Origin of the sequence: Paucibacter sp. XJ19-41 (assembly GCF_028462495.1) — a bacterium.
Lineage (GTDB): Bacteria > Pseudomonadota > Gammaproteobacteria > Burkholderiales > Burkholderiaceae_C > Roseateles_E.
In genome coordinates, this window is sequence record NZ_JAQOWX010000098.1 from 1 (window position 1) to 20675 (window position 20675).

At 68.0% G+C, this 20675-nt stretch carries 17 protein-coding genes and 1 pseudogene; 11 read left to right on the plus strand and 7 right to left on the minus strand.

Going from position 1 to position 20675, the window contains the following annotated elements; translation table 11 throughout:
• Positions 1-300 (minus strand): annotated as a pseudogene (locus tag PO768_RS21350) (two-component sensor histidine kinase); the annotation flags it as partial.
• Entirely contained in the window at positions 297-1037 is a 741-nt protein-coding gene (locus tag PO768_RS21355; protein ID WP_272647660.1) for a response regulator, read from the minus strand. The gene PO768_RS21355 and the pseudogene PO768_RS21350, both read right to left, overlap by 4 nt.
• Positions 1038-1203: 166 nt before the next feature.
• Between PO768_RS21355 and PO768_RS21360 the strand changes: the two genes are divergently transcribed.
• Together PO768_RS21360 and PO768_RS21365 are read left to right on the plus strand one after the other, a co-directional pair.
• Positions 1204-1683, plus strand: coding sequence for a DUF2147 domain-containing protein (locus PO768_RS21360; RefSeq protein ID WP_272647661.1), 480 nt, complete (start codon positions 1204-1206; stop codon positions 1681-1683).
• A 12-nt stretch (positions 1684-1695) separates the two neighbouring features.
• Positions 1696-2859 carry a cytochrome c biogenesis protein DipZ gene (locus PO768_RS21365; RefSeq protein WP_272647662.1) on the plus strand — a complete coding sequence of 388 codons (1164 nt, stop codon included), beginning with the start codon at positions 1696-1698 and terminating at the stop codon, positions 2857-2859.
• Positions 2860-2863: 4 nt separating this feature from the next.
• Here the strand turns inward: PO768_RS21365 and PO768_RS21370 are convergent, their stop codons facing one another.
• The 5 genes from PO768_RS21370 to PO768_RS21390 all read right to left on the minus strand — a co-directional run bounded on the left by PO768_RS21370 (position 2864) and on the right by PO768_RS21390 (position 10475).
• The gene (locus PO768_RS21370) at positions 2864-5680 is read right to left on the minus strand and encodes a pectate lyase family protein (RefSeq protein ID WP_272647663.1); all 2817 of its coding nucleotides are present in this window, start codon (positions 5678-5680) and stop codon (positions 2864-2866) included.
• Positions 5677-6165, minus strand: coding sequence for a PEP-CTERM sorting domain-containing protein (locus PO768_RS21375; RefSeq protein ID WP_272647664.1), 489 nt, complete (start codon positions 6163-6165; stop codon positions 5677-5679). The genes PO768_RS21370 and PO768_RS21375 overlap by 4 nt, the downstream gene beginning before the upstream one ends.
• 118 nt (positions 6166-6283) lie before the next feature.
• Complete coding sequence (locus tag PO768_RS21380) at positions 6284-7039, minus strand: rhamnogalacturonan acetylesterase (RefSeq protein ID WP_272647665.1); 756 nt, start codon at positions 7037-7039, stop codon at positions 6284-6286.
• Positions 7040-7100: 61 nt separating this feature from the next.
• Complete coding sequence (locus PO768_RS21385; RefSeq protein ID WP_272647666.1) at positions 7101-9950, minus strand: TonB-dependent receptor; 2850 nt, start codon at positions 9948-9950, stop codon at positions 7101-7103.
• A 189-nt stretch (positions 9951-10139) separates the two neighbouring features.
• Positions 10140-10475 (minus strand): cupin domain-containing protein, encoded by a 336-nt coding sequence (locus PO768_RS21390; protein WP_137940984.1) that lies wholly within the window; start codon positions 10473-10475, stop codon positions 10140-10142.
• 224 nt (positions 10476-10699) lie between these two features.
• On the opposite strand from PO768_RS21390, the gene kduD reads away from it, so the two are divergent.
• The 9 genes from kduD to PO768_RS21435 form a co-directional block, all read left to right on the plus strand.
• On the plus strand, positions 10700-11461 hold the full coding sequence (gene kduD / locus PO768_RS21395; RefSeq protein WP_137940983.1) for a 2-dehydro-3-deoxy-D-gluconate 5-dehydrogenase KduD: 762 nt from the start codon (positions 10700-10702) through the stop codon (positions 11459-11461).
• A gap of 138 nt (positions 11462-11599) precedes the next feature.
• The gene (locus PO768_RS21400; RefSeq protein ID WP_137940982.1) at positions 11600-12487 is read left to right on the plus strand and encodes a carbohydrate ABC transporter permease; all 888 of its coding nucleotides are present in this window, start codon (positions 11600-11602) and stop codon (positions 12485-12487) included.
• Positions 12484-13386 carry a carbohydrate ABC transporter permease gene (locus tag PO768_RS21405; protein WP_137940981.1) on the plus strand — a complete coding sequence of 301 codons (903 nt, stop codon included), beginning with the start codon at positions 12484-12486 and terminating at the stop codon, positions 13384-13386. Before PO768_RS21400 ends, PO768_RS21405 begins: the two co-directional genes overlap by 4 nt.
• 30 nt (positions 13387-13416) lie before the next feature.
• The gene (locus tag PO768_RS21410; protein WP_272647667.1) at positions 13417-14538 is read left to right on the plus strand and encodes an ABC transporter ATP-binding protein; all 1122 of its coding nucleotides are present in this window, start codon (positions 13417-13419) and stop codon (positions 14536-14538) included.
• 1 nt (position 14539) lies between these two features.
• Entirely contained in the window at positions 14540-15829 is a 1290-nt protein-coding gene (locus PO768_RS21415; protein WP_272647668.1) for an ABC transporter substrate-binding protein, read from the plus strand.
• A 1-nt stretch (position 15830) separates the two neighbouring features.
• Positions 15831-17009 carry an oligogalacturonate lyase family protein gene (locus PO768_RS21420; RefSeq protein WP_272647669.1) on the plus strand — a complete coding sequence of 393 codons (1179 nt, stop codon included), beginning with the start codon at positions 15831-15833 and terminating at the stop codon, positions 17007-17009.
• 26 nt (positions 17010-17035) lie between these two features.
• Positions 17036-19450 carry a pectinesterase family protein gene (locus PO768_RS21425; RefSeq protein WP_442953278.1) on the plus strand — a complete coding sequence of 805 codons (2415 nt, stop codon included), beginning with the start codon at positions 17036-17038 and terminating at the stop codon, positions 19448-19450.
• The gene (gene kdgR, locus PO768_RS21430; RefSeq protein ID WP_272647671.1) at positions 19443-20267 is read left to right on the plus strand and encodes a DNA-binding transcriptional regulator KdgR; all 825 of its coding nucleotides are present in this window, start codon (positions 19443-19445) and stop codon (positions 20265-20267) included. Before PO768_RS21425 ends, kdgR begins: the two co-directional genes overlap by 8 nt.
• Positions 20264-20675 (plus strand): FadR/GntR family transcriptional regulator (locus PO768_RS21435; RefSeq protein WP_272647672.1); only part of this gene is annotated, 412 nt, incomplete at its 3' end. The genes kdgR and PO768_RS21435, both read left to right, overlap by 4 nt.

Consider the following 20675-nt stretch of genomic DNA (forward strand, 5'->3'; position numbering starts at 1 on the left):
GGGCTCGGCGCCGGCGGGCGGCGCTGCCAGGTGAAAGCGGTAGTTGGGCCGCGCGATGCGGGCCAGCCAGGCGGGGCGCTCGGCGGCCGGCAGCCGCTCCAGCGTCGCGACGGCGGCCGCCACGTCCGGCCCCAGATAGTCCAGCATCAGGCGCCGACCCAGCTCGGCACGCCCGCCCAGCAGCCAGACCAGGGTCAGGCTGTGGGCCAGCAGCAGGGCCAGGAAGAGGATGGCCGCGACCCGGCCGACCAGCGACGCGGGCCAGGCCCGCCGTGCCAGCCAGCGCCCCAGCCGCCTCATCGCGCCAGCCCGATGGGCCGCACCTCGGCCGACAGCACATAGCCCTCGTTGCGCACGGTCTTGATATAGCGCGGCTCGCGCACCTCGTCGCGCAGGCGCTGGCGCAGCCGGCTGATCAGCAGATCGATCGAGCGGTCGAAGGCCTCGGCCTCGCGGTTCTGCGTCAGGCTCAGCAGCTGGTCGCGCGACAGCACCTGCTGCGGATGGGCCAGAAGCACGCGCAGCAGCCGGTACTCGGCGCCGGTCAGCGCCACCATCGTGCCCTGGGCATCGAGCAGATGGCGGGCCCGGGTGTCGAGCCGCCAATCGCCGAAGGCCAGGCCATCGGCCGCCTCCTGCACGCGCAGATTGAGCGGCAGCATGCGGGCGCGCCGCAGGATGGCACGGATGCGGGCCAGCAGCTCGCGGGCGGCGAAGGGCTTGGTCAGATAGTCGTCGGCGCCCATCTCCAGGCCCAGGATGCGGTCGCTCTCGTCACTGCGCGCGGTCAGCATCAGCACCGGCACCGGCTCGACATCGCGGGCGCGCAGATCGCGGCACAGCGACAGACCGTCCTCGCCGGGCAGCATCAGGTCCAGCACGATCAGGTCGACCGGCCCCTGCGCCAGCACCGCGCGCAGCTGGCGCGCGTCGGCGGCGGCGCTGACGCGCAGGCCCTGGCGGCGCAGGTACTCGCCCAGCAGGCTGCGTATCTCGGGGTCGTCGTCGACGATGAGGATGTGATCCGGGGCTTGCATGGCTCCCTACCTTAGCGCCCGCGATCCGCGGGCCGGGGTCTGTTTGTATCCCAACTTGTCTGCCGCGCTCGCCGACACGCGCCGCGACAAAAAGCCCGGGCCCCGGACACAGGGCCGGCGGCCTGCCGCGCTGCAATTAGGGCCTCACCACCGAAGGGAGCACCCGATGCGACAACTGAATCTGAGCAGCGGCCCGGCCCTGCTGCTGATGGCCGGCCTGCTGGCCCCGGCGCAGGCCCAGCCGGGGGATCCGCGCGGCCGCTGGCTGACGGCCAACGGCAATCTGGAGGTCGAGATCGCGCCCTGCGGTGCGGCGCTGTGCGGCAGCGTCAGCCGGGTGCTGGGCAACCGTTCGATGAGCGGCGACGGGCAGGCCGAGATGAAGCCGACCGACCCCCGGCCGGCGATGGGCATGCAGCTGCTCAGCGATTTCCAGCCGGTGGCGGCCGAGGCCGGCCAGCCGGTCAGCGCCTGGCGGGGCCGGCTCTACAACCGCGAGAACGGCAAGAGCTATGACTGCACGCTGCGGGTCAGCACGGCCGACAACGCCGCCGGCGAGTTGATCCTGCGCCCCTATGTGGGCCTGCCGCTGTTCGGCAAGACCCTGGTCTGGACCCGCGTGGCGCCGGTCGCCGCGGCCCAGTAAGCGGGGGCTCAGATGCTGCAAATCCTGCTGAGCTTTGGCGCCGGGATCGCCACCGTCACCAGCCCCTGCATCCTGCCCATGCTGCCGCTGCTGCTGGGTGCCAGCCTGGGCGGCACGGCTTCGCGCGCTCGACCGCTGCTGATCGTGCTTGGCTTTGTGCTGTCCTTTGCCGGCGCGGCCCTGCTGTTCGGCGCCTCGACCCGGGCCCTCGGGCTGTCGCCGGATCTGCTGCGCAACGCCAGCATCGCGGTGCTGCTGATGTTCGGTCTGCTGCTGGCCTGGCCGGCGCTGCTGGAGCGGGCGATGGCAGGGTTCGGCCATCTGGGCGGCCTGGCCGCGCTGGGCCAGCGCCTGGGCGAGCGGGCCGGGGCCGGCCCGGCCGGCGCCCTGCTGCTGGGCCTGAGCCTGGGCCTGCTGTGGACGCCCTGCGCCGGCCCGGTGCTGGCCTCGCTGCTGGCCCTGGTGGCCGGCGAGCAGGACGCGCTGAAGGCCTTCGGCCTGCTGCTGGCCTATGCGGTCGGTGCCGGCCTGCCGATGCTGGCGATCGCCTACGGCGGCCAGGCTGTGACCCGCCATGTGCGCGGGCTGGCCCGCCATATGGGGCGGGTGCGCCAGGGCTTCGGTCTGCTGGTGATGGCCACCGCGCTGGCCATCTACGCCCAAGTCGATACCCAGCTCGTCGCCTGGCTGTCGCGCGGCATGCCGGCGGCCCAGGCCGAGCCGGCGACTCCGGCCGCCACCCGCAGCGCGCCCGAGTTCGCCGGCATCACGCGGTGGTTCAACAGCGCGCCGCTGACGATGGAGCAACTGCGCGGCCGGGTCGTGCTGGTCGACTTCTGGACCTTTGACTGCGTCAACTGCATCAACACGCTGCCGCATCTGCGGCGCTGGAGCGAGCGCCATGCGGACCAGGGCCTGGTGGTGGTGGGAGTGCACACGCCCGAGTTCGGCTTCGAGCGCGACAGCGTTCATCTGCAGGCCGCGATCAAGCGTCACCGCCTGCCTTATCCGGTGGCCCAGGACAATGGCTGGAAGACCTGGAGCGCCTGGGGCGTGCGGTACTGGCCCTCGCTGTTCCTGATCGACCGCCAGGGCCGGCTCGTGTTCCAGCATGTCGGCGAGGGCGACTACGAGGAGATCGAGCGGCAGATCCGGCAGGCGCTGGGCCCCCAGTGAGCCCTCAGGGCAGCGGCGCCCACCCCCCCGGCGCGCCCGTCGCGATGGTCGAGTTGTGGAAGATCTCGGCGCGGCTGCTCAGGCCGGCATCGCTACCCAGCTGTTTGGCCAGCAGCACCGGTTTGTCGACGCCGCCGAGCTTGACGGTCGCGCTGCCCAGCCTGGCGCTCAGGTCCAGCGGCGCGCCGTCCAGGTCCAGGCTGCCGATCTCGCGCCAGCCCGCCGTGTCGCTCGCGCCGCCATCGCTGCTGCCGGCCCAGGGGGGCGGGTTGCTGCCGCAGCCGCCCGTGCCCTGGCCGGTCTTGCTGCTGCCGCTGCCGACACACCAGCCGATCGGCAGGATGTGGGCGCCGATGCGGCTGTTGACGAAGGCGATGTTGTCGACATAGGCGCTTGACGCGGTGCCGCCGCTGCGGGCCAGATAGGCTTGTGTGACGCCGGGGCCGGCGGTGAGGCGGCTGTTCAGGAACACAAAGCCCTTGTCTCCGGCGGTGGCGCGGGCCTGCAGGATGTAGCCGGGCGAGTTGCTGGCGGGGTCGGCCACCGAGCGGATCTCGCTGTCCTCGAACAGGCTGGCCATCGCGCCGCCCCAGATGAAGTCCACATTGCCCTCGACCAGGGACTGGTAGATCCAGTTGTAGCCCTTGAGCTGCAAGGTGTCCTGCTGGCTGATGAAGTTCATCTGCTTGGCGACCAGGCGGCCGGCAGCGGCCGTCGTGCTGGTGTTGAAGTACAGGGCCTCGGCCTGGTTGTCGTAGAGCGTGTTGCGCTCGTGCGGGTTCTTCAGCGTGAAGTTGATGAGGCTCAGCAGGTCAGCGCTCTCGACCAGCAGCACCGAGCGTCCGCCGCCCAGCACGCGGTGGCCTGCCGTGCGGCCCGAGCTGGACAGCGCCGTGCCGGGTGTCGCAGTGCTGGCGCCGCTGCCGGCGTTGAGCGACTCGAAATTGGCCTCGCCGACCACCACGCCTTCGCGGCTCTCGCCGACCAGGCTCAGGTTGTGGACACGCCGCAGCACGGCCAATTCAGGATAGTGGCCGTTGGCGATCTCTATGGTCTTGGGCGTGGCCACGGTGTTGCAGCCGTAGTCGGCCGGGCTGCCGGTGGCGCAATGCTTCATGACCCAGTTCAGCGCGCCCTGCAGCGTGCGGAAGTCGGCCGCGCTGCCGCCGTCGTCGACGCGGACCTGGGTGTAGCTGCTCGGCGCGGCGCGGGTCGTGAAGCGCCAGCCATCGGCCTTGGCGATGCCGGCAAAGGGCGTGCCCTTGATCGTGCCGCTCAGCACGGCGGCGTCCATGGTCACGTAGTAGGCGGTGCTGAAGTCCAGCTTGCCGCTGCGCAGCTTGACCAGGGCCTTGCTGCCCTGCACGCTGAGCGGCCGGTACCAGACCCAGCGGGCCAGCGCCGGGTTCTCGGGCATCGCGCCCAGGCCCAGCGCATCGATCTCCAGATTGGTCCGCGCCAGCAGGGTCTGGGTGTCGCCGGCCGAGGGGGCGGTGGAGAGGTCCAGGCTGTCGACCAGCGCATCGTCGCTGGCGCGGCGGATCTGGATCAGGCCGCTGCTGCCGATCAGCGGCGGCGCATCGAAGGCCAGCGCGAGCCGGGTGTCGGTGGGCACGCCGGTCTCCTGGGCTGCCGGGACCTGGGTGCCGGCCACATCGTCGACATTGCCAGAGCCGCTGATCTGGGTCGTCAGCTTGCCGGCGCCGGCCTGGGCCAGCGCATTGGCCTTGGCGAGGACCGCGGGCCGGGGCTTGTAGGCGTAGGGCGGCGCCCAGGCGACCGGCGCGCTGGCCACGCTGCAGGCGCCCAGCGCCGCGTTGTTGAGCGTGGAGCCGCTGTCCTTGAAGCCGCCGCTGCGGTCGGCGCTGGGATGGCTGACCAGCGCGTCGCAGCCGGCCGCGCCTTCGATCACGAAGACATTGCTGTGCGACAGGACTTGCGCGGCCTTGCCGATGCCGACGCTGTAGCTGTGGGCGTAGGGGCTGGCGCTCTTGCTGCCGGTGAAGACGTTGTTGAACAGATGGACCTGGCCGAAGCGCACGCGCGGCACGCGCTGGCTGACGCCGCTGAACACATTGTTGGCGATCGTCACGCGCAGCTTGCCGGCATCGCTGGTCTGGCTGTCGGAGCCGCCGATCAGCATGGTCTTGTCATGCTGGCTGACGAGGTTGTAGGACAGCGTGACCAGGTCGGCGCCCTTGGTGATGTCGATCGCGCCGTCATGGCATTGCCTGAGCTTGCCGTTTTCTATGGGCAGCTGGTCGTCGGTCAGCGGTGCGTCGGTGATGGTGTTGTGGTCGATCCAGACCTGGGTGGCCGTTGTGATCGCGATTGCGTCATAGGCCGAGTTCCAGTTGCCCAGGGCGCCGTCGCTCGGATCCCAGACGGGCGCCACATCGCAGGGCGCGACGATGTGCAGATTGCGCACGATCACCTGGCTGACGCCGCTGATGTCGATATGGCCGTTGACAAAGCCGGCCCCCGGCCCCTCGCCGACCAGGGTGGTGTGGCTGGGCAGCTTGATGCGGGCGCGGGCCTTCTGATCCGCAGCGCTGGTGAAGGGCCGGCCCTCGCTCATGTCTATGGTGCCGGCCACCTTGATGATCTTGGCCAGATTGCCGCCATTGGCCAGCGCGGCCAGCAGCTCGGCGCGGCTGCTGACCGTGTAGATGCGCTCGGGTGTTGCGGCCGCGCCGCCCACGGTGCCGGCGCCCCAGCCGTCCGCGGGCGCGGCCTGCTGGGCCATGTCAACCGCGCCGGCCTGCAGCACCGAGAACAGGGATAGCAGCGGCAGCAGGGCGAGAAAGTGCTTCTTGCTCATGCCTGGCCTCCCTGACGGCGACGCAGTGCGGCCAGCCCGACCAGGCCGGCCAGACCGGTCGCCAGCAGCGCGATGCTGGCCGGCTCCGGCACCGGGGCCAGACTCAGCTGCAGCTCGAAAGTGGGGTAGGCGTCGTGCGTGAAGCCCAGGTCGCCGAAGCTGATGCTGACGCTGCTGAGCCCCAACAGCGTCGCGGTGACGGTGCCGCTGCTGAGCTGGCTGCTCTCGCTGAGTGTGATGCCGCTGATCGCGGCGCCCAGGCCGGCGAAGTCCAGGCTCAGCGTCGCGCCGGCCATGCTGCCGCTGCCGCTGTTGTCGTAGAAGCGGATCAGGCCGTCGCTGAACAGGTCGATGGCCAGCGCGTAGTCGGCGCTGAGGTATTCCAGCTCGCTGTCGCTGAGCGTGGCGATATGGCTGCCGGCGCCGCTCTGGTAGCCCTGGTCCCAGCCGAGCAGGCTGGGCTGGCCGTCAAGCAGCGCGGTCACGGTGGTCTGGGCCAGGGCAGTGCCTGGTGCTAGCAAGCAGGCGAGCAGGCATTTCAGAAAAGGAGGTCTCATGCGCTTTGTCTCCGATGCCGTCGAGCGGCTTGTTGTGAGGAAGAACTCAGGGCAGCAGCTGCGCGCCCAGCTCGGGGGCCAGGTCTTGCAGCTGCCGGGCGACCATGGATGCGAACAGCCGCGCCCCCTTGTCGCCCAGATGGGTGCGGTCGAACACGGGATTGGCGGCGCCGGCGCGCTCGGCCGCGGTCGCCGGATGGATGGGCGCACCGGGCGCTGGCTTGGCCGCCATCGCCAGCGTGTCGGCCTCGGCCTCGCCCATGGCCTGGACCGCCGCGCGGCTGAGCCCGTGCAGGTCCAGCAGCGCGACCTGCTTGTCGGCGGCCACGCGCCGGGTGGCGGCGGCCCAGGGCGCGAGGTCGTCATGCAGCCAGGGGCCGCGAAAGCTGCGCCGGGTCAGCGGGGTCAGCAGCACCGGCGTGGCGCCCGCGGCGCGCACCTCGTCGACATAGCGGGCCAGGTTGGCAGGGAAGTCATGCACCAGATCGGTGGAGCGACCGGGCTTGCCGGGCTGGTCGTTGTGGCCGAACTGGATCAGCACATGGCTGCGCCGGCCCTCCGGCTCGCGCAGCAGCGCCAGCACCTGATCCCACAGGCCTTCGGCGCGGAAGGAGCCGGAGCTGCGGCCGCCGCGCGCCAGGTTCAGGCATTGCAGCCCGGGTTTGAAGCGGGCGCACAACGCGTCCCCATAGCCGCTGCGCGGCGCCATCGTCGAGTCGCCGACCAGGATCAGGCGGCCCTCGGCCTGGGCCATCGATGCCAGCCAGCACATCGCCAGGCCGACGAGAGCGGTTCTCTTCATCGCGTATCGCTCCTGAACAGGGACGAAAAAAAACCGGGCCTGGCCCGGTTTTGGCACTGGCTCAGAACTTGTAGCGAGCGCCCAGCAGGAACTCGCGGCCGGTGATGTTGTAGACCACCGGGCTGTTGCGGGCCCGGCTGACGAACTGGTCCTTCGCCCGGTTGTTCAGATTGGTGCCCTCGAAGGTCAGTGTGAGGCGGTCATCCCATTTGTAGTTAAGCGAGAGGTCCACGTTCACTGCGGCATTGGTGCCTTCCACATCGTTGTTGTTCTGACCGGGGACCCGGGTCAGGAAGGCGGATCGGTAGGACGTGGAGACGCGGGCGCTGAAGCGGCCGTCGTCGTAGTACAGCGACAGGTTGGCCGAGCGTGGTGACAGTCCGATCAGGTCGTCGACGATGGTGGCGTTGTTGGCCCCGCTGTCGCGATAGGTGACATCCGACTTGACGTAGGTGTAGTTGAACTGCATCCCGGTATTGCGCCAGATGCCGGGCAGGAAGCTGAAGGGCTGTTGCCAGTTCAGCTCCAGGCCCTGCAGCGATCCGCCCTCGGTATTGATCGGGGTCGTGATCGCGTAGACCGTGTCGGCCGATTGCGAGTTGGGCAGCGAGGCGAGCGGCAGACCGGTATCGCCGTAGCGGGCGCTGCCTCGCAGGCTCTGGATATAGGTGTCGATGTCCTTGTAGAACAGGCCCAGGCCCAGGAAGCCGTCGCGGCTGAAGTACCACTCGCCGTTGATGTCCAGGGTCTTGGCGCGGTAGGGCTTGAGGCCGGGGTTGCCCGCCGTGATGGTCTGGTTGGCCGTGTTCAGCGACATGCCGGGGTTCAGGTCATTCAGCCGAGGGCGGGCCATGACCTTGGCCGCCGCCGCACGCAGTATCACGTCACGGGACAGGTTGACGGCCAGGTTCAGCGAGGGCAGCACATCGCTGTAGTTCTGCGATTCCTGGGTCGGGGTGCCGCCGCCCACCGAGTCGTAGCCGGAGGCGGTCTGCGCGGTGCGCACATAGCGGACCCCGACATTGCCCCGCACCGGGAAGCTCGAGACCTTCTCATTGAACTCCATCATCAGGTAGGCACCCTCGTCCTTCTCGGTGGCGCCAAAGTTGTTGCCGCGCGCGCTGCCGTTGGTGATCGATGTCAGGCGGAAGTCGCCGGGGCCGCCGGCCGGTCCGCTCTTCAGGCAGTTGCAGTAGATGTCGTAAGCCGCAGAGATGGCATTGAGGTTGGGGATCAGCCAGGCGGTCGGCACGCCGGCGGGCAGGCCCAGCTCCTTGCCGAAGCCGGTCAGCATGGTGGTCAGGCTGCTGGCGCTGACACCGGCGGGCGGCGCGTACATCACCGTCTCGTTGGTGCGACGGAACTCGAAGGTGTCGAAGGAGAAACGCTTGTAGCTGATACCGGCCTTGGCGGTGTAGCGGGAGGGCAGCAGATCCCAGCTCAGGTCGACCTGGCCGTTGTCGCTGCGGGTGGTGGCGCCGAGCGGACGGATGCGTATCTCGCTGCTGACCAGGGTGCCGGGCACCGTGGCCGCGCCCGCAGCGGCGGTGACGAAACCCAGGCCGCCGGGTGTCAGCGAGGTGACGGAGATCGGATAGCTGATGGCCGGCAGGCGGTCGTTGCCGCTGAAGTCGATGGTGTAGCCATTGACGTTGTTGGCGTCCAGCGTGGTGGTGGTCTGCACCGGGTTGCGGAAGCGGCTCTTGCTCTGGCCCATCTTGACGCTCAGGCGCAGCGTGTCGCTGAAGTCGTGGTCGACGCTCAGGGTCGGCTGCACATACTCGGTGAACAGGCGGTCGAAACGGGACTCGGAGCGAATGTCCACCCCGTTGTAGACGCCGCGCACCAGCTCTCCCGAGGCGTCGTACTTGGCTTCCAGCACGCTGGTCTGCGGCTTGCCGTTGGTGCCGGTGCGGCTGAAGGAGATGGCCTGCAGGAAGTCTTCCTGGCGCGTCGCTTCCAGCTTGGCATACATGATGTCGGCGGACACCAGCGTGTTCTCGCCGGGCCGGAACTGTATCGCGCTGGTGACGCCGAGACGGTCCTGGTCGTGCGTCAGCCGGCCGTAGCGGGGCAGGCGTGGGTGGAAGTTGGCGGCATTGTTGGACGCGGCCAAGGCGGCGGCGTCGGAGCCGGCCGCGGCGAACAGGCCCTGGCTGCTGACACCGTTGGCCCAGCGCACCGTCGAGAAGCCTTCTTCCAGCACCTTGCGCTCGGAGTAGGCGACCGACATCAGCAGGCCGAAGCGACGGTTCTCGTCGGTATAGGACAGCAGGCCCGCGACGCGCGGCGTGGTCTTGCCGGACATATCGTTGTAGCGCCCCTGGGCCGATCCGGTCGCGGTGAAGCCGGGTTTGAAGTCGAAGGGGCGCGCCGCCTGCAGATCCACGGTCGCGCCCAGCGAGCCCTCGTCGACATCGGCCGAGGCGCTCTTGCGTACCGTGATGCTGTTGAAGAGTTCGGAGGCGAAGACGTTGAAGTCGAAACCGCGCGAGCGATTGGCACCGCCCGAGCTGTCGGTGCCGCCGGTAGTGGCCAGCGCCTCGATGCCATTGATGCGCACGCGGGTGAAATCGGCGCCCAGGCCGCGCACCGTGATGCTGCGGCCCTCGCCGGCATCGCGGTCGATCACGACGCCGGGCACGCGCTGCAGCGACTCGGCCAGATTGGTGTCGGGGAACTTGGCGATGTCTTCGGCCTTGATGACATCGACGATGCCCTTGTCATCGCGCTTGGCACGCAAGGCACTCTCCAGCGAGGCGCGCAAGCCGGTGACGACCACGGTCTCCATCGCCTGCGGCTGGGCGGTAGGCGCAGCGCTCTGGGCAGCGGCAAGCAGGCTGGTGGAGCCCAAGAGGCAGGCGGCCAGTTTGGACAGTCGCGGCTGCTTGAGCCTGTGGCGGGTTTGCATGGTCTAGTCTCCTATTGATTTTTGGCGCGGCTCGCCCGATGCGAGCAGGGCACGGCTTGGCATTCACCGACCGCTGCGGGTTCTGTGCCCGTAGCTCGGTCTGAGATGGGATGACAGCGGCGCGCGCAGGGCGCCTCTTGACGGGGCGGCCGCGCGCTGCAGTGCGGCGACCGCTGAACCTCGAGCGACTTAGAGGTAGTCCTCGCGGCGGGGGGAGAACTGGTCCAGCAGGGTGCTGCCGGCTTCAAGAGCCACCACGCCGTGGGTGTGCAGGCGGGGGGCGATGAAAGCGTCGCCGACTTTCAGGATGCGTTTGACCCCGGCCACCTCGGCCTCGAAGGAGCCGGCGATCACATAGGCGATCTGGTCATGGGCGTCATGGGCGTGCGGGGTGCCGATGGCGCCCCGGTCGAACTGCACCAGCACCGACATCAGCTCCGGCGTGTGGCCGACGATCTTGCGCCGTATGCCCTCGCCCAGCTCGGTCCAGGGCGTGGCGTCGTTGTCGAAGTAACTGCTGCTCATCTCTTGGCTCCGCTGTCTCCACCCGAAAGCCCGGGCGCGGTGTGATGTCTGAAACATCGATTTGCAGCTACTATAGCGCCGACGCAAATAAATGAAACATCGGTTCACTAAATAGAAACCATAATTCCGGGAAAGTCCCGAGCTGCGTTAGGCTAGCGGCCATTGAGCCCCCAGGGGCATGCCGAGACGCCTGTTCAGCGCGTCAGAAATCAGCGAGACAGCACATGATTCTGGACAATTTCCATCTGCAAGGCCGCGTCGCCATCGTGACCGGCTGCAACACCGGCCTGGGCCAGGGCATGGCCCGGGCGCTGGCCCAGGCCGGCGCCGACATCGTCGGCGTCAACGTGTCCGAACCCGACGAGACCCGCGAGCAGGTCCAGGCGCTGGGTCGCCGCTTCCTCGATCTGCGTGCCAATCTGTCCGACATCAGTTGCCTGGAAGGCCTGGTCGGCGAGGCCAGGAGCTTTGGCGGGCGGGTCGACATCCTGGTCAACAACGCCGGCATCATCCGCCGCGAGGATGCGATCAAGTTCAGCGAGAAAGACTGGGACGATGTCATCGATCTGAACCTGAAGACGGTGTTCTTCTTCTCGCAGGCCGTGGCGCGCCAGTACATCGCCCAGGGCAGCGGCGGCAAGATCATCAATGTGGCCTCGATGCTGTCCTACCAGGGCGGCGTGCGCGTGCCCTCGTACACGGCCAGCAAGAGCGGCGTGATGGGCATCACGCGGCTGATGGCCAATGAATGGGCCTCGCAGCGCATCAACGTCAATGCGATCGCGCCCGGCTATATGGCCACCAACAACACCGCCGCGCTGCGCGCCGACGAGGGCCGCAATGCCGCCATCCTCGATCGCATCCCGGCCGGGCGCTGGGGCGTGCCGGATGATCTGGCCGGCCCGGTGGTCTTCCTGGCCTCGCAGGCGTCCGATTACGTCAACGGCTACACCGTGGCCGTCGACGGCGGCTGGCTGGCCAGGTAAGGCTCCCCCCCGAGGCGCTGCGCGCCACCCCCTCCAGGGGGCGAGCCCAGCGGACCGGCAAAGCCGGATCCGCGGGCTCTGCTGGCGAAGACCAGCGGTCGCAGCAAGGTCTGAATGTCACCGCCGGAGACTCGGTGCATGTATGAGAACAAAAAGCTGGGCTTGCTGTTCGTCCTGCCATTCGTGCTGGGCGTGCTCTTGTTCAAGCTCTTCCCCTTCGTGATGAGCTTCGCGCTCAGCTTCACGCAGTACGACCTGATCGACCCGCCCGAGTTCGTCGGGCTGCAGAACTACCGCGAGCTGGCCGGCGACGATCCGCTGTTTCGAAAATCGCTGGGCGTGACCCTGCTGTTCGCGCTGCTGGCCGTGCCGCTGCGTGTGGGCTTCGCGCTGTTCATCGCCCATGTCCTGAACTTCAAGCTGCGCGGCATCAACTTCTTCCGCGCCGCCTTCTACATCCCCTCCATCCTTGGCGGCTCGATCGCGGTGGCGGTGCTGTGGCGCTTCATCTTCGCGAAGAACGGCCTGGTCAATCTGGTGCTGATCAAGCTGGGCATCGAGCCGATCGCCTGGCTGGCCGATGAGCATTACTCGATGTGGACCATCGTGCTGCTGTTCACCTGGCAGTTCGGCTCGGCCATGGTGATCTTCCTGGCGGCGCTGCAGAACGTCTCGGTCTCGCTGTACGAGGCGGCCGAATGCGACGGCGCCAGCAAGAGCCAGCAGTTCTGGAAGATCACGGTGCCGCTGATCACGCCGGTGATCTTCTTCAACATGATCATGCAGATGGTGCACGCCTTCCAGGAGTTCAACGGCCCCTATGCGATCACCGAGGGCGGCCCGCTGCACTCGACCTATGTGCTGGCGCTCTATATCTACGACCAGAGCTTCCGCTTCTTCAATCTGGGCTATGGCGCGGCGCTCTCCTGGGTGCTGTTCGCCCTGGTCGGCGGTCTGGCGGCACTGTCGTTCTGGAGCTCCAAGTACTGGGTCTTCTACTCCGGTGAGAAGGAGAGCAAGCGATGAGCCGCGCCGACGCCAAACCCCTGCCCGGAGCCGGCAAGCTGGCCCCGGCGCCGCTAGCGCTCGCCCGCGACCGTGGCAACCCCTGGCTGCGCTATGTGGCGCTGATCGCGGTGGCCTTCGTGATGCTGTACCCGATGCTGTGGCTGATCGGGGCCTCGTTCAAGAGCAATGCCGAGATCTTCACCGAGGCCGGCTTCTGGCCCAGCCGCCTGGACTTCGGCGCCTATGCCAAGGGCTGGAAGACCAGCACAGAGTACACCTTCGCGACCTACTTCCTGAACAGCTTCCTGATCGCGATCCCCCGCATCATCGTGACCGTGATCTCCTGCGTGCTGGTGGCTTATGCCTTTGCCCGCTTCGAGTTCTGGGGCAAGAAGCTGCTGTTCTCCATCATGATAGGCACGATGATGCTGCCGCTGATCGTGCTGCGCCTGCCGCAGTACCTGATGTTCCGCGAGATCGGCTGGCTGGATTCCTATCTGCCGCTGATCATCCCTTCGGCCTTTGCCACCGACACCTTCTTCGTCTTCCTGCTGGTGCAGTTCCTGCGCGGCATCCCGCGCGATATGGAAGAGGCGGCCCAGATCGACGGCTGCAACGCCTGGCAGTTGCTCTGGCACATCATCGTGCCGCTGCTCAAGCCCGCCATCATCTCGGTCATCGTGTTCCAGTTCATCTGGACCATGAACGACTTCATGGGCCCGCTGATCTATCTGGCCTCGGTCGAGAAGTACCCGGTCTCGCTGGCGCTGAAGATGAGCATAGGCGCGACCGAGGAGGTCGAATGGGCCAACGTCATCGCGATCTCGGTTGTCGCGCTGATTCCCTCGGTGCTGGTGTTCTTTGCGGCGCAGAAGCACTTCATCGAAGGCGCCACCTCGAGCGGCGTCAAGGGCTGACACAGAACTACAAATGATTCGGAGACGACAGTGGCGCAGCTAAGCCTGAAGAAAATCGAGAAGGTCTACCCCAATGGCTTCAAGGCCGTGCACGGGGTCGATCTGGAAGTGCGCGACGGCGAGTTCATGGTCTTCGTCGGTCCCTCGGGCTGCGCCAAGAGCACTCTGCTGCGCATGATCGCCGGCCTGGAGACCATCAGCGGCGGCGAGCTGCGGATTGGCGAGCAGCGGGTGAACGAGCTGGCCCCCAAGCAGCGCGGCATCGCGATGGTGTTCCAGAACTATGCGCTCTACCCGCATATGAAGGTCTACGACAACCTGGCCTTCGGCCTGAAGCTGGCCGGCACGCCCAAGGCCGAGCTCGACCAGCGCGTGCGCCATGCCGCCCAGCTGCTGGAGATGGAGCACCTGCTGGACCGCTACCCCAAGCAGCTCAGCGGCGGCCAGGCCCAGCGCGTCGCGGTGGGCCGGGCCATCGTCAAGAAGCCCGAGGTCTTTCTGTTCGACGAGCCGCTGTCCAATCTGGACGCCAAGCTGCGCGCCGCGATGCGGGTGCGGCTGACCGAGTTGCACCGCACGCTGCGCGAGGCGGGCCAGCCGGCCACCACCATCTATGTGACCCACGACCAGGTCGAGGCGATGACCATGGGCGAGCGCATCTGCGTGCTCAAGGAAGGCGTGATCCAGCAGGTCGACACACCCACCGCGCTGTACGACCGGCCGGCCAATGCCTTTGTCGCCAGCTTCATCGGCTCGCCCGAGATGAATATCCACGACGCCACCTTGCAAAGCCAAGGCGCCGGCCTGGCCATCGCGATCGGGGGCCAGGTCTTGCCCCTGCCCGAGGCCAAGGCGGAAAAGCTCAAGGGGCGAGGCGCGGCCATCAAGTTCGGCCTGCGGCCCGAGCATGTGTCCTCGCTGCCGCGGCCCGGCAGCGTCGAGGTGCCCAGCACGCTGCGCTTCATGGAACATATGGGCAGCGAGGTGTTCGTGCACTTCGACATCGGCACGGTGCCGATGACTGCCCGCGTACCGGCCGATCAGCTCGGGGGCCTCGGTGAGAAGACGCGCGGCGCCGTCCACGGCTTCTGGCTGCAGCTCAACCAGGCTCACCTCTTCGACGCCGCCAGCGGCGCCAACCTGCTGCTCTGACATGACGATAAGAAAGCTCTTTGTCATCGCGGCCGCGCTGGTGCTGGCCCTGCCGGCCTGGTCTCAGGGGGCGACCGTGCTGCGGTTCTCCTGGTGGGGCGGCGCGGGCCGGCACGAGGCCACGCTGAAGGCGATTGCCGCCTTCGAGCGCCGCCACCCCGGCTTGAAGGTCAAGGCCGAGTACATGGGTTTCAACGGCTATCTGGAGCGGCTGACGACCCAGATCGCCGGCCGCTCCGAGCCCGATGTGATGCAGATCAACTGGGCTTGGCTGGGCATGTTCTCCAAGCGCGGCAACGGCTTCACCGATCTGGAAGCCTACCGCTCGCAGCTGGCCCTGCATCAGTTCGACGCCGCCGATCTGGAACTTGGCCGGGTGGCCGGCAAGCTCAATGCCTTGCCGGTGTCCTACAGCGCCCGCGTGCTGCTTTGGAACGAGGCGGCGCTGGCGCGCGCCGGGCTGCCGGTGCCCAAGACCTGGGACGAGCTGTTCGCGGCCGGCCGCGTCTTCAAGGCCAAGTACGGCGACAAGGCCTATCCGCTGGACGGCGAGCTCTACGACATGATGCTGCTGGCGCAGAGCTATGTGCAGCAAAAGCATGGCACCCCCTATGTCGATCCGGCCCAGCCGCGCGTCGCGATGAGCCCGGCCGCCGCGCTGGAATGGGTGCAGACCTACCGCCGCCTGATCACCGAGCATGTGGCTGTGCCGCTGCCGCTGCGCGCCAGCCTGGGCGGTGCTGAGAAGCCCACCGAGCAGCAGCAGGACTGGGTGCTCGGCAACTGGGCCGGCAACTACACCTGGGACTCGGTGATCGCGCTGCGCGCCAGCACCTTGAACAAGCAGCAAAAGCTGGTGCTGGGCGACTTCCCGACCCTGCCCGGCGCCGGCAATAGCGGCATGTTCGGCCGGCCCACGCTGATGTATGCGGTGGGTCGCAACAGCAAGCAGCCCGAGCTGGCCGCGCGCTTCGTCAACTTCCTGCTGACCGACCCCGAGGCCGCTGAGATCCTGGGCCGCAGCCGCGGCGTGCCAGCCGCCGCCAACAGCTTCGAGCTGCTGCTGAAGGCCGGCAAGCTGCCAGCGCTGGAACTGGCTGCCCACGAGCAGGTCAAGGCGCAGCGCCAGGCCGGCCGGGTGCCGATGCCCTCCAAGCTGTTCGAGCATGCGCGCTTCCACAAATTCATGCGCGAGGTTTTCGAGACCGTCGCCTATGGCAAGACCACAGACCAGGAGGCCGCGCGGCGCCTGGTCGAAGAGGGCAATGCCCTGCTCAACCGGATCAAGTGAGATGAAAGCCACCGAAAGACAGCTGAATTTCGTCAGCCAGCAGGATCCCGACACCGGCGCCCGGGTGACCCGGCTCACACCGCTGGACGTGACCTGTCATCGCAACTATTTCTATCAGAAGTGCTTCAGCAACGATGGCAGCAAGCTGCTGTTTGCCGGCGGTTTCGATGATGTTGGCGGCCCCGGACCCAAATGGAACTACCAACTGCTGGACCTGCAATCGCAGGTCGCCACGCAGCTGACCGACCAGCCCGGCGAGAACACCTTTGGCGGCTTTCTGTCGCCCGATGACCGCTACCTCTATTTCGTCCGCGCCGAGCGCCAGCTGATACGCCTGGCCCTGGACGATCTGAGCGAGGCCGTGGTCTACACGGTGCCGCCGGGCTGGGTCGGCTACGGCACCTGGGTCAGCAACAGCGCCTGCACCAAGATTGTCGGCATCGAGATCCATGCCGATGACTGGTTCCCCTTGAACACCTGGCAGAAGTTCAACGAGATGTTCCATCAGAAGCCGCGCTGCCGGCTCTTCAGCGTGGACCTGAAGACCGGCGAGCGCACGGTCATCCTGGAGCAGCGTGGCTGGCTGGGTCACCCGCAGTACCGCCCCTTCGACGACCATACCGTGGCCTATTGCCACGAGGGCCCGCATGACCTGATTGACGCCCGCATGTGGTTCATCAACGAGGACGGCACGAACCGCCGCTGCGGCAAGGAGCACCGCGAGGGCGAGAGCTGCACCCACGAGTTCTGGGTGCCGGACGGCAGCGCGATGATCTATGTGTCATACGACCACAGTTCGCCCGAGCGCTGGATCTGCAGCCTCGACCCCGTCACGCTGGAGAACCGGGTGCTGATGGCGATGCCGCAGTGCTCGCACCTGATGAGCAACCACGACGGCACGCTGATCGTCGGCGACGGTTGCGGCAAGGCCAGCGGCGATGCCAGCGCCAGCAACGAGATGCTGAGCGGCGATCCCTATCTGCACCTGTTCGACCTGAAGGCCGGCACGACCCGACCTAGCACTCGACGTATTGCCCGCCACGACAGCAGCTGGGACGTCTACAAGGACAGCCGCCAGGTCACGCATCCGCATCCGAGCTTCACGCCCGATGAGAAGCAGGTGCTGTTCAGCTGCGACAAGGAAGCGGGCGAGCCCGCGCTCTACCTGGCCGATCTGTGAGGCGGCTCGCCGCTTTGCTGCTGGCCGTGGCGGGTGCCGCAGCGCAGGCTCAGGGTCCGATACGACCCCAGCTCGACGACGCCCAGGCAGCGCGGCAGCGCGTCGAGGACTGGCTGCAGGGCTGGCAGCCCCAGCCGCTTGACTCCAGGGCCTGGACGCCCGACTTCATCGTCGCTGCGGACGGCAGCGGCACGCACCGCAGCTTGCAGGCCGCGCTCGATGCCTTGCCCCGCGAAGGGCGGCGCCACTACATCCGGCTCAAGCCCGGCAGCTACCGCGAGCAGGTCTGCCTGCGCGACAAGGCGCCGCTGACCTTGTACGGCGACCCGGGCGCCGTCATCGTGGCCGGCCACTACAACGCCCAGCCCAAGCCGGCCGGCCAGGCGATCAACACCTGCGTGCCCCACCAGGACGGCGCCAGCTACGGCACGGCCGGCAGCGCCAGCGCGATGTTGTTCGGCGACGATCTGCAACTGGCCGACCTGACGATTGCCAACGATGCGATGGACGCGGTGCGTCTGGGTCAGGGCTATCCCAGCGGCGTCAGCGAAGCGGGCGGCGCCCAGGCGGTGGCGCTGCTGACCCGGGGCGACCGCATTCAGCTGCAGCGCCTGCGCCTGCTGGGCCATCAGGACACCTTCTATGCAGCGGGTAGCGGCCGCATCCATGTCAGCGACAGCCTGATCGCCGGCGATGTGGACTTCATCTTCGGCGACGCCCGCCTGGTCATCGAGCGCAGCGAGATCCTCAGCCGCGCCGGCCGCCGTGCGCCGGGCGAAGGGGGGCATGTGCTGGCGCCCAGCACGCCGCAGGAGCAGGCCCATGGCTTTCTGATCGTCAACAGCCGGCTGCGCGCCGAGCCGGGCGTTGGCGCGAGCCGCATCTCGCTGGGCCGGGCCTGGGACCATGGGGTTGCGCATGGCGCCTGGCAGGCCGGCATCTCACCGAACGGCCAGGCCCTGATACGCGACAGCGAGCTGGGCCCGCATCTGGCGCCCTGGTCTCGCTCGACCTCGCGCCGGCCCTTCGATGCCGCGCACAACCGGCTGACCGAATACCGCAACCGCGCCGCGCCGCGCGACTGGGGTCGCGAGATCCTGGTGCTGGATGATGGCTGGGCCGCTGCGGAGGGCGGCACGAGCGGCGGCGCGGCGGCCGCGCCGGGCGATGTCTACCGGGTGCGCAACCATGCCGAGCTGGAGGCCGCGCTGGCGGCCGGGCAGCGGCCCAAGATCATCTATCTGCTGGCCCGCATCGATCTGAGCAGCGACGCCGCCGGTCGGCCGCTGGGCTACGAGGACTACCGCGACCCGGGCTTCGACTTCGGGGCCTATCTGCGCGCCTACGATCCGGCCGTCTGGGGCCGCAAGCCGCCCGAGGGCCCGCTGGAAGACGCGCGCAAGCGTTCGGCGCGGGCCCAGGCCCAGCGCGTCGTGCTGCGGATCCCGTCCAACACGACGCTGGTCGGCGCCGCGCCGGGCGCGGGCTTCATCAACGGCATGCTGATGCTGGACCAGGTGGACAACATCATCCTGCGCGGCCTGCAGTTCGCCGATGCCTACGACTTCTTCCCGGCCTGGGATCCGCTCGACGGTGCAGCCGGCGAATGGAACTCGGAGTACGACACCGTCGCGCTGCGCGGCGCCACGCATGTGTGGATCGACCATTGCAGCTTCGACGACGGGGCGCGTGCTGACAAGCAGGCCCGTGTCGCGCTCGGCCGGACTATGCAGCACCATGACGGGCTGCTGGACATTACCCAGCAGTCGGACTTCGTGACCGTGTCCTGGAACCATTTCTCGCGCCACGACAAGACCATGCTGATCGGCGGCAGCGACAAGCACACCGGCGACGCCGGCCGGCTGCGCGTGAGCCTGCATCACAACCGCTGGGAGGCGCTGATGGAGCGCACGCCGCGGGTGCGCTACGGCCAGGTCCATCTCTACAACAATCTGTTTGTGGCCCGCAGCGACGGCGACTACCCCTATGGCTACTCGATAGGCATAGGCCTGGCCTCGCGCATCGTCAGCGAGCGCAATGTCTGGGAGACCCCGGCGGAGATCCAGGCGGCGCGGCTGGCCCGGGTGCTGAAGGGGCAGGTCTTCAGCGACCGCGACTCGCTGCACAACNCGCATCGTCAGCGAGCGCAATGTCTGGGAGACCCCGGCGGAGATCCAGGCGGCGCGGCTGGCCCGGGTGCTGAAGGGGCAGGTCTTCAGCGACCGCGACTCGCTGCACAACGGCCGGCCGCTGGACCTGGGCGCCGCGCTGCGCGCCGCCGGGGCCGAGCTGGGGGGCGATGTCGGCTGGCAGCCGCGTCTGCACGGGCCGCTGGATCCGGTCGAGTCGGTCGCGGCACGGGTTCGTGCCGGGGCCGGCGCGGCGATAATCCAGCACAATTGAAACGCCAGACCAAACAAAGCGAAACACGGCATGGATGACGATCTGAACGACGGCAAGCAGCAGCCCGAATCGGTGGCGGCGGTGCTCAAGGTATTTGCCATCCTGCAGGCCTTGTCCGAACGCAGCGAGACCGGCATCTCCGATCTGTCGGTGCGCCTGGCCATGCCCAAGGCCACGGTCTACCGTTTTCTGCAGACCATGATGACCCTGGGCTATGTGCGCCAGGAGGCCGACAGCGAGCGCTACGGTCTGACGATGAAGGCCTTCGAGCTGGGCACCAAGGCGCTGCAGTATCCGGAGCTGATCGATCTGGCCAAGCACCATATGCAGATGCTGGCCGACGCCACCGGCGAGACGGTCCACCTGGGCACCCTGATCGACAGCGAGATCATTTACGTCCACAAGGTCGACTCGCGCCATATGCTGGGCATGTATTCGCGCGTCGGCCGGCGCGCGCCGCTGCACTGCACCGCGATCGGCAAGGTGCTGATGGCCTGGGAGCATCCGCAGCGCCGCGAGCGCATCCTGCAGGGCGCCGAGTTCAAGCGCTTTCGTGACAAGACCATCGTCGAGCCGGCCGCCTTCCAGGCCGAGCTGGACCGCGTCAAGGCCCAGGGCTTCGGCGAGGACCGCGAGGAGTTTGACGACCATATCCGCTGCCTGGGCGTGCCCATCTTCGACCGGTTGAACCAGCCGATCGCGGGATTGAGCGTCTCCTTCCCGACCTTCCGCTACGACGAGGCCAAGGAGGGCGAGGTGGTGGCCATGCTGCAAGGGGCCAGCCGCGATATCTCGGCGCGGCTGGGGTGCACGCAGTTCCCGCTGGATCCGCCGGCCAAGGCCGGACGCGCTTGAGCCCGAACGCCATCACCGGCCGACGGCGCCCCAAGACCCTGGCCCTGGGCCTCGTGGAGGCGTTGGGCGATCGCATCCGCGAAGGCCGGCTCAATGCCGGCGACAAGCTGCCCACCGAGGCGGCCATCATGGCCGAGTTCGAGGTCAGCCGCACCGTGGTGCGCGAGGCCATCTCCAAGCTGCAGGCCGCCGGCCTGGTCGAGACGCGGCACGGCATCGGCACCTTTGTGCTGGGCCTGGGCGAGGGCGCGGCGTTTCGCATCGCCCCCGATCAGATGGGTACGCTCACCGACGTGGTCGCGGTGCTGGAGCTGCGCATCGGCGTCGAGACCGAGGCGGCGGCGCTGGCCGCGCAGCGCCGCAGCGCGGCCCAGCTGGCCGCGATGCAGGAGGCGCTGGCCGCGTTTG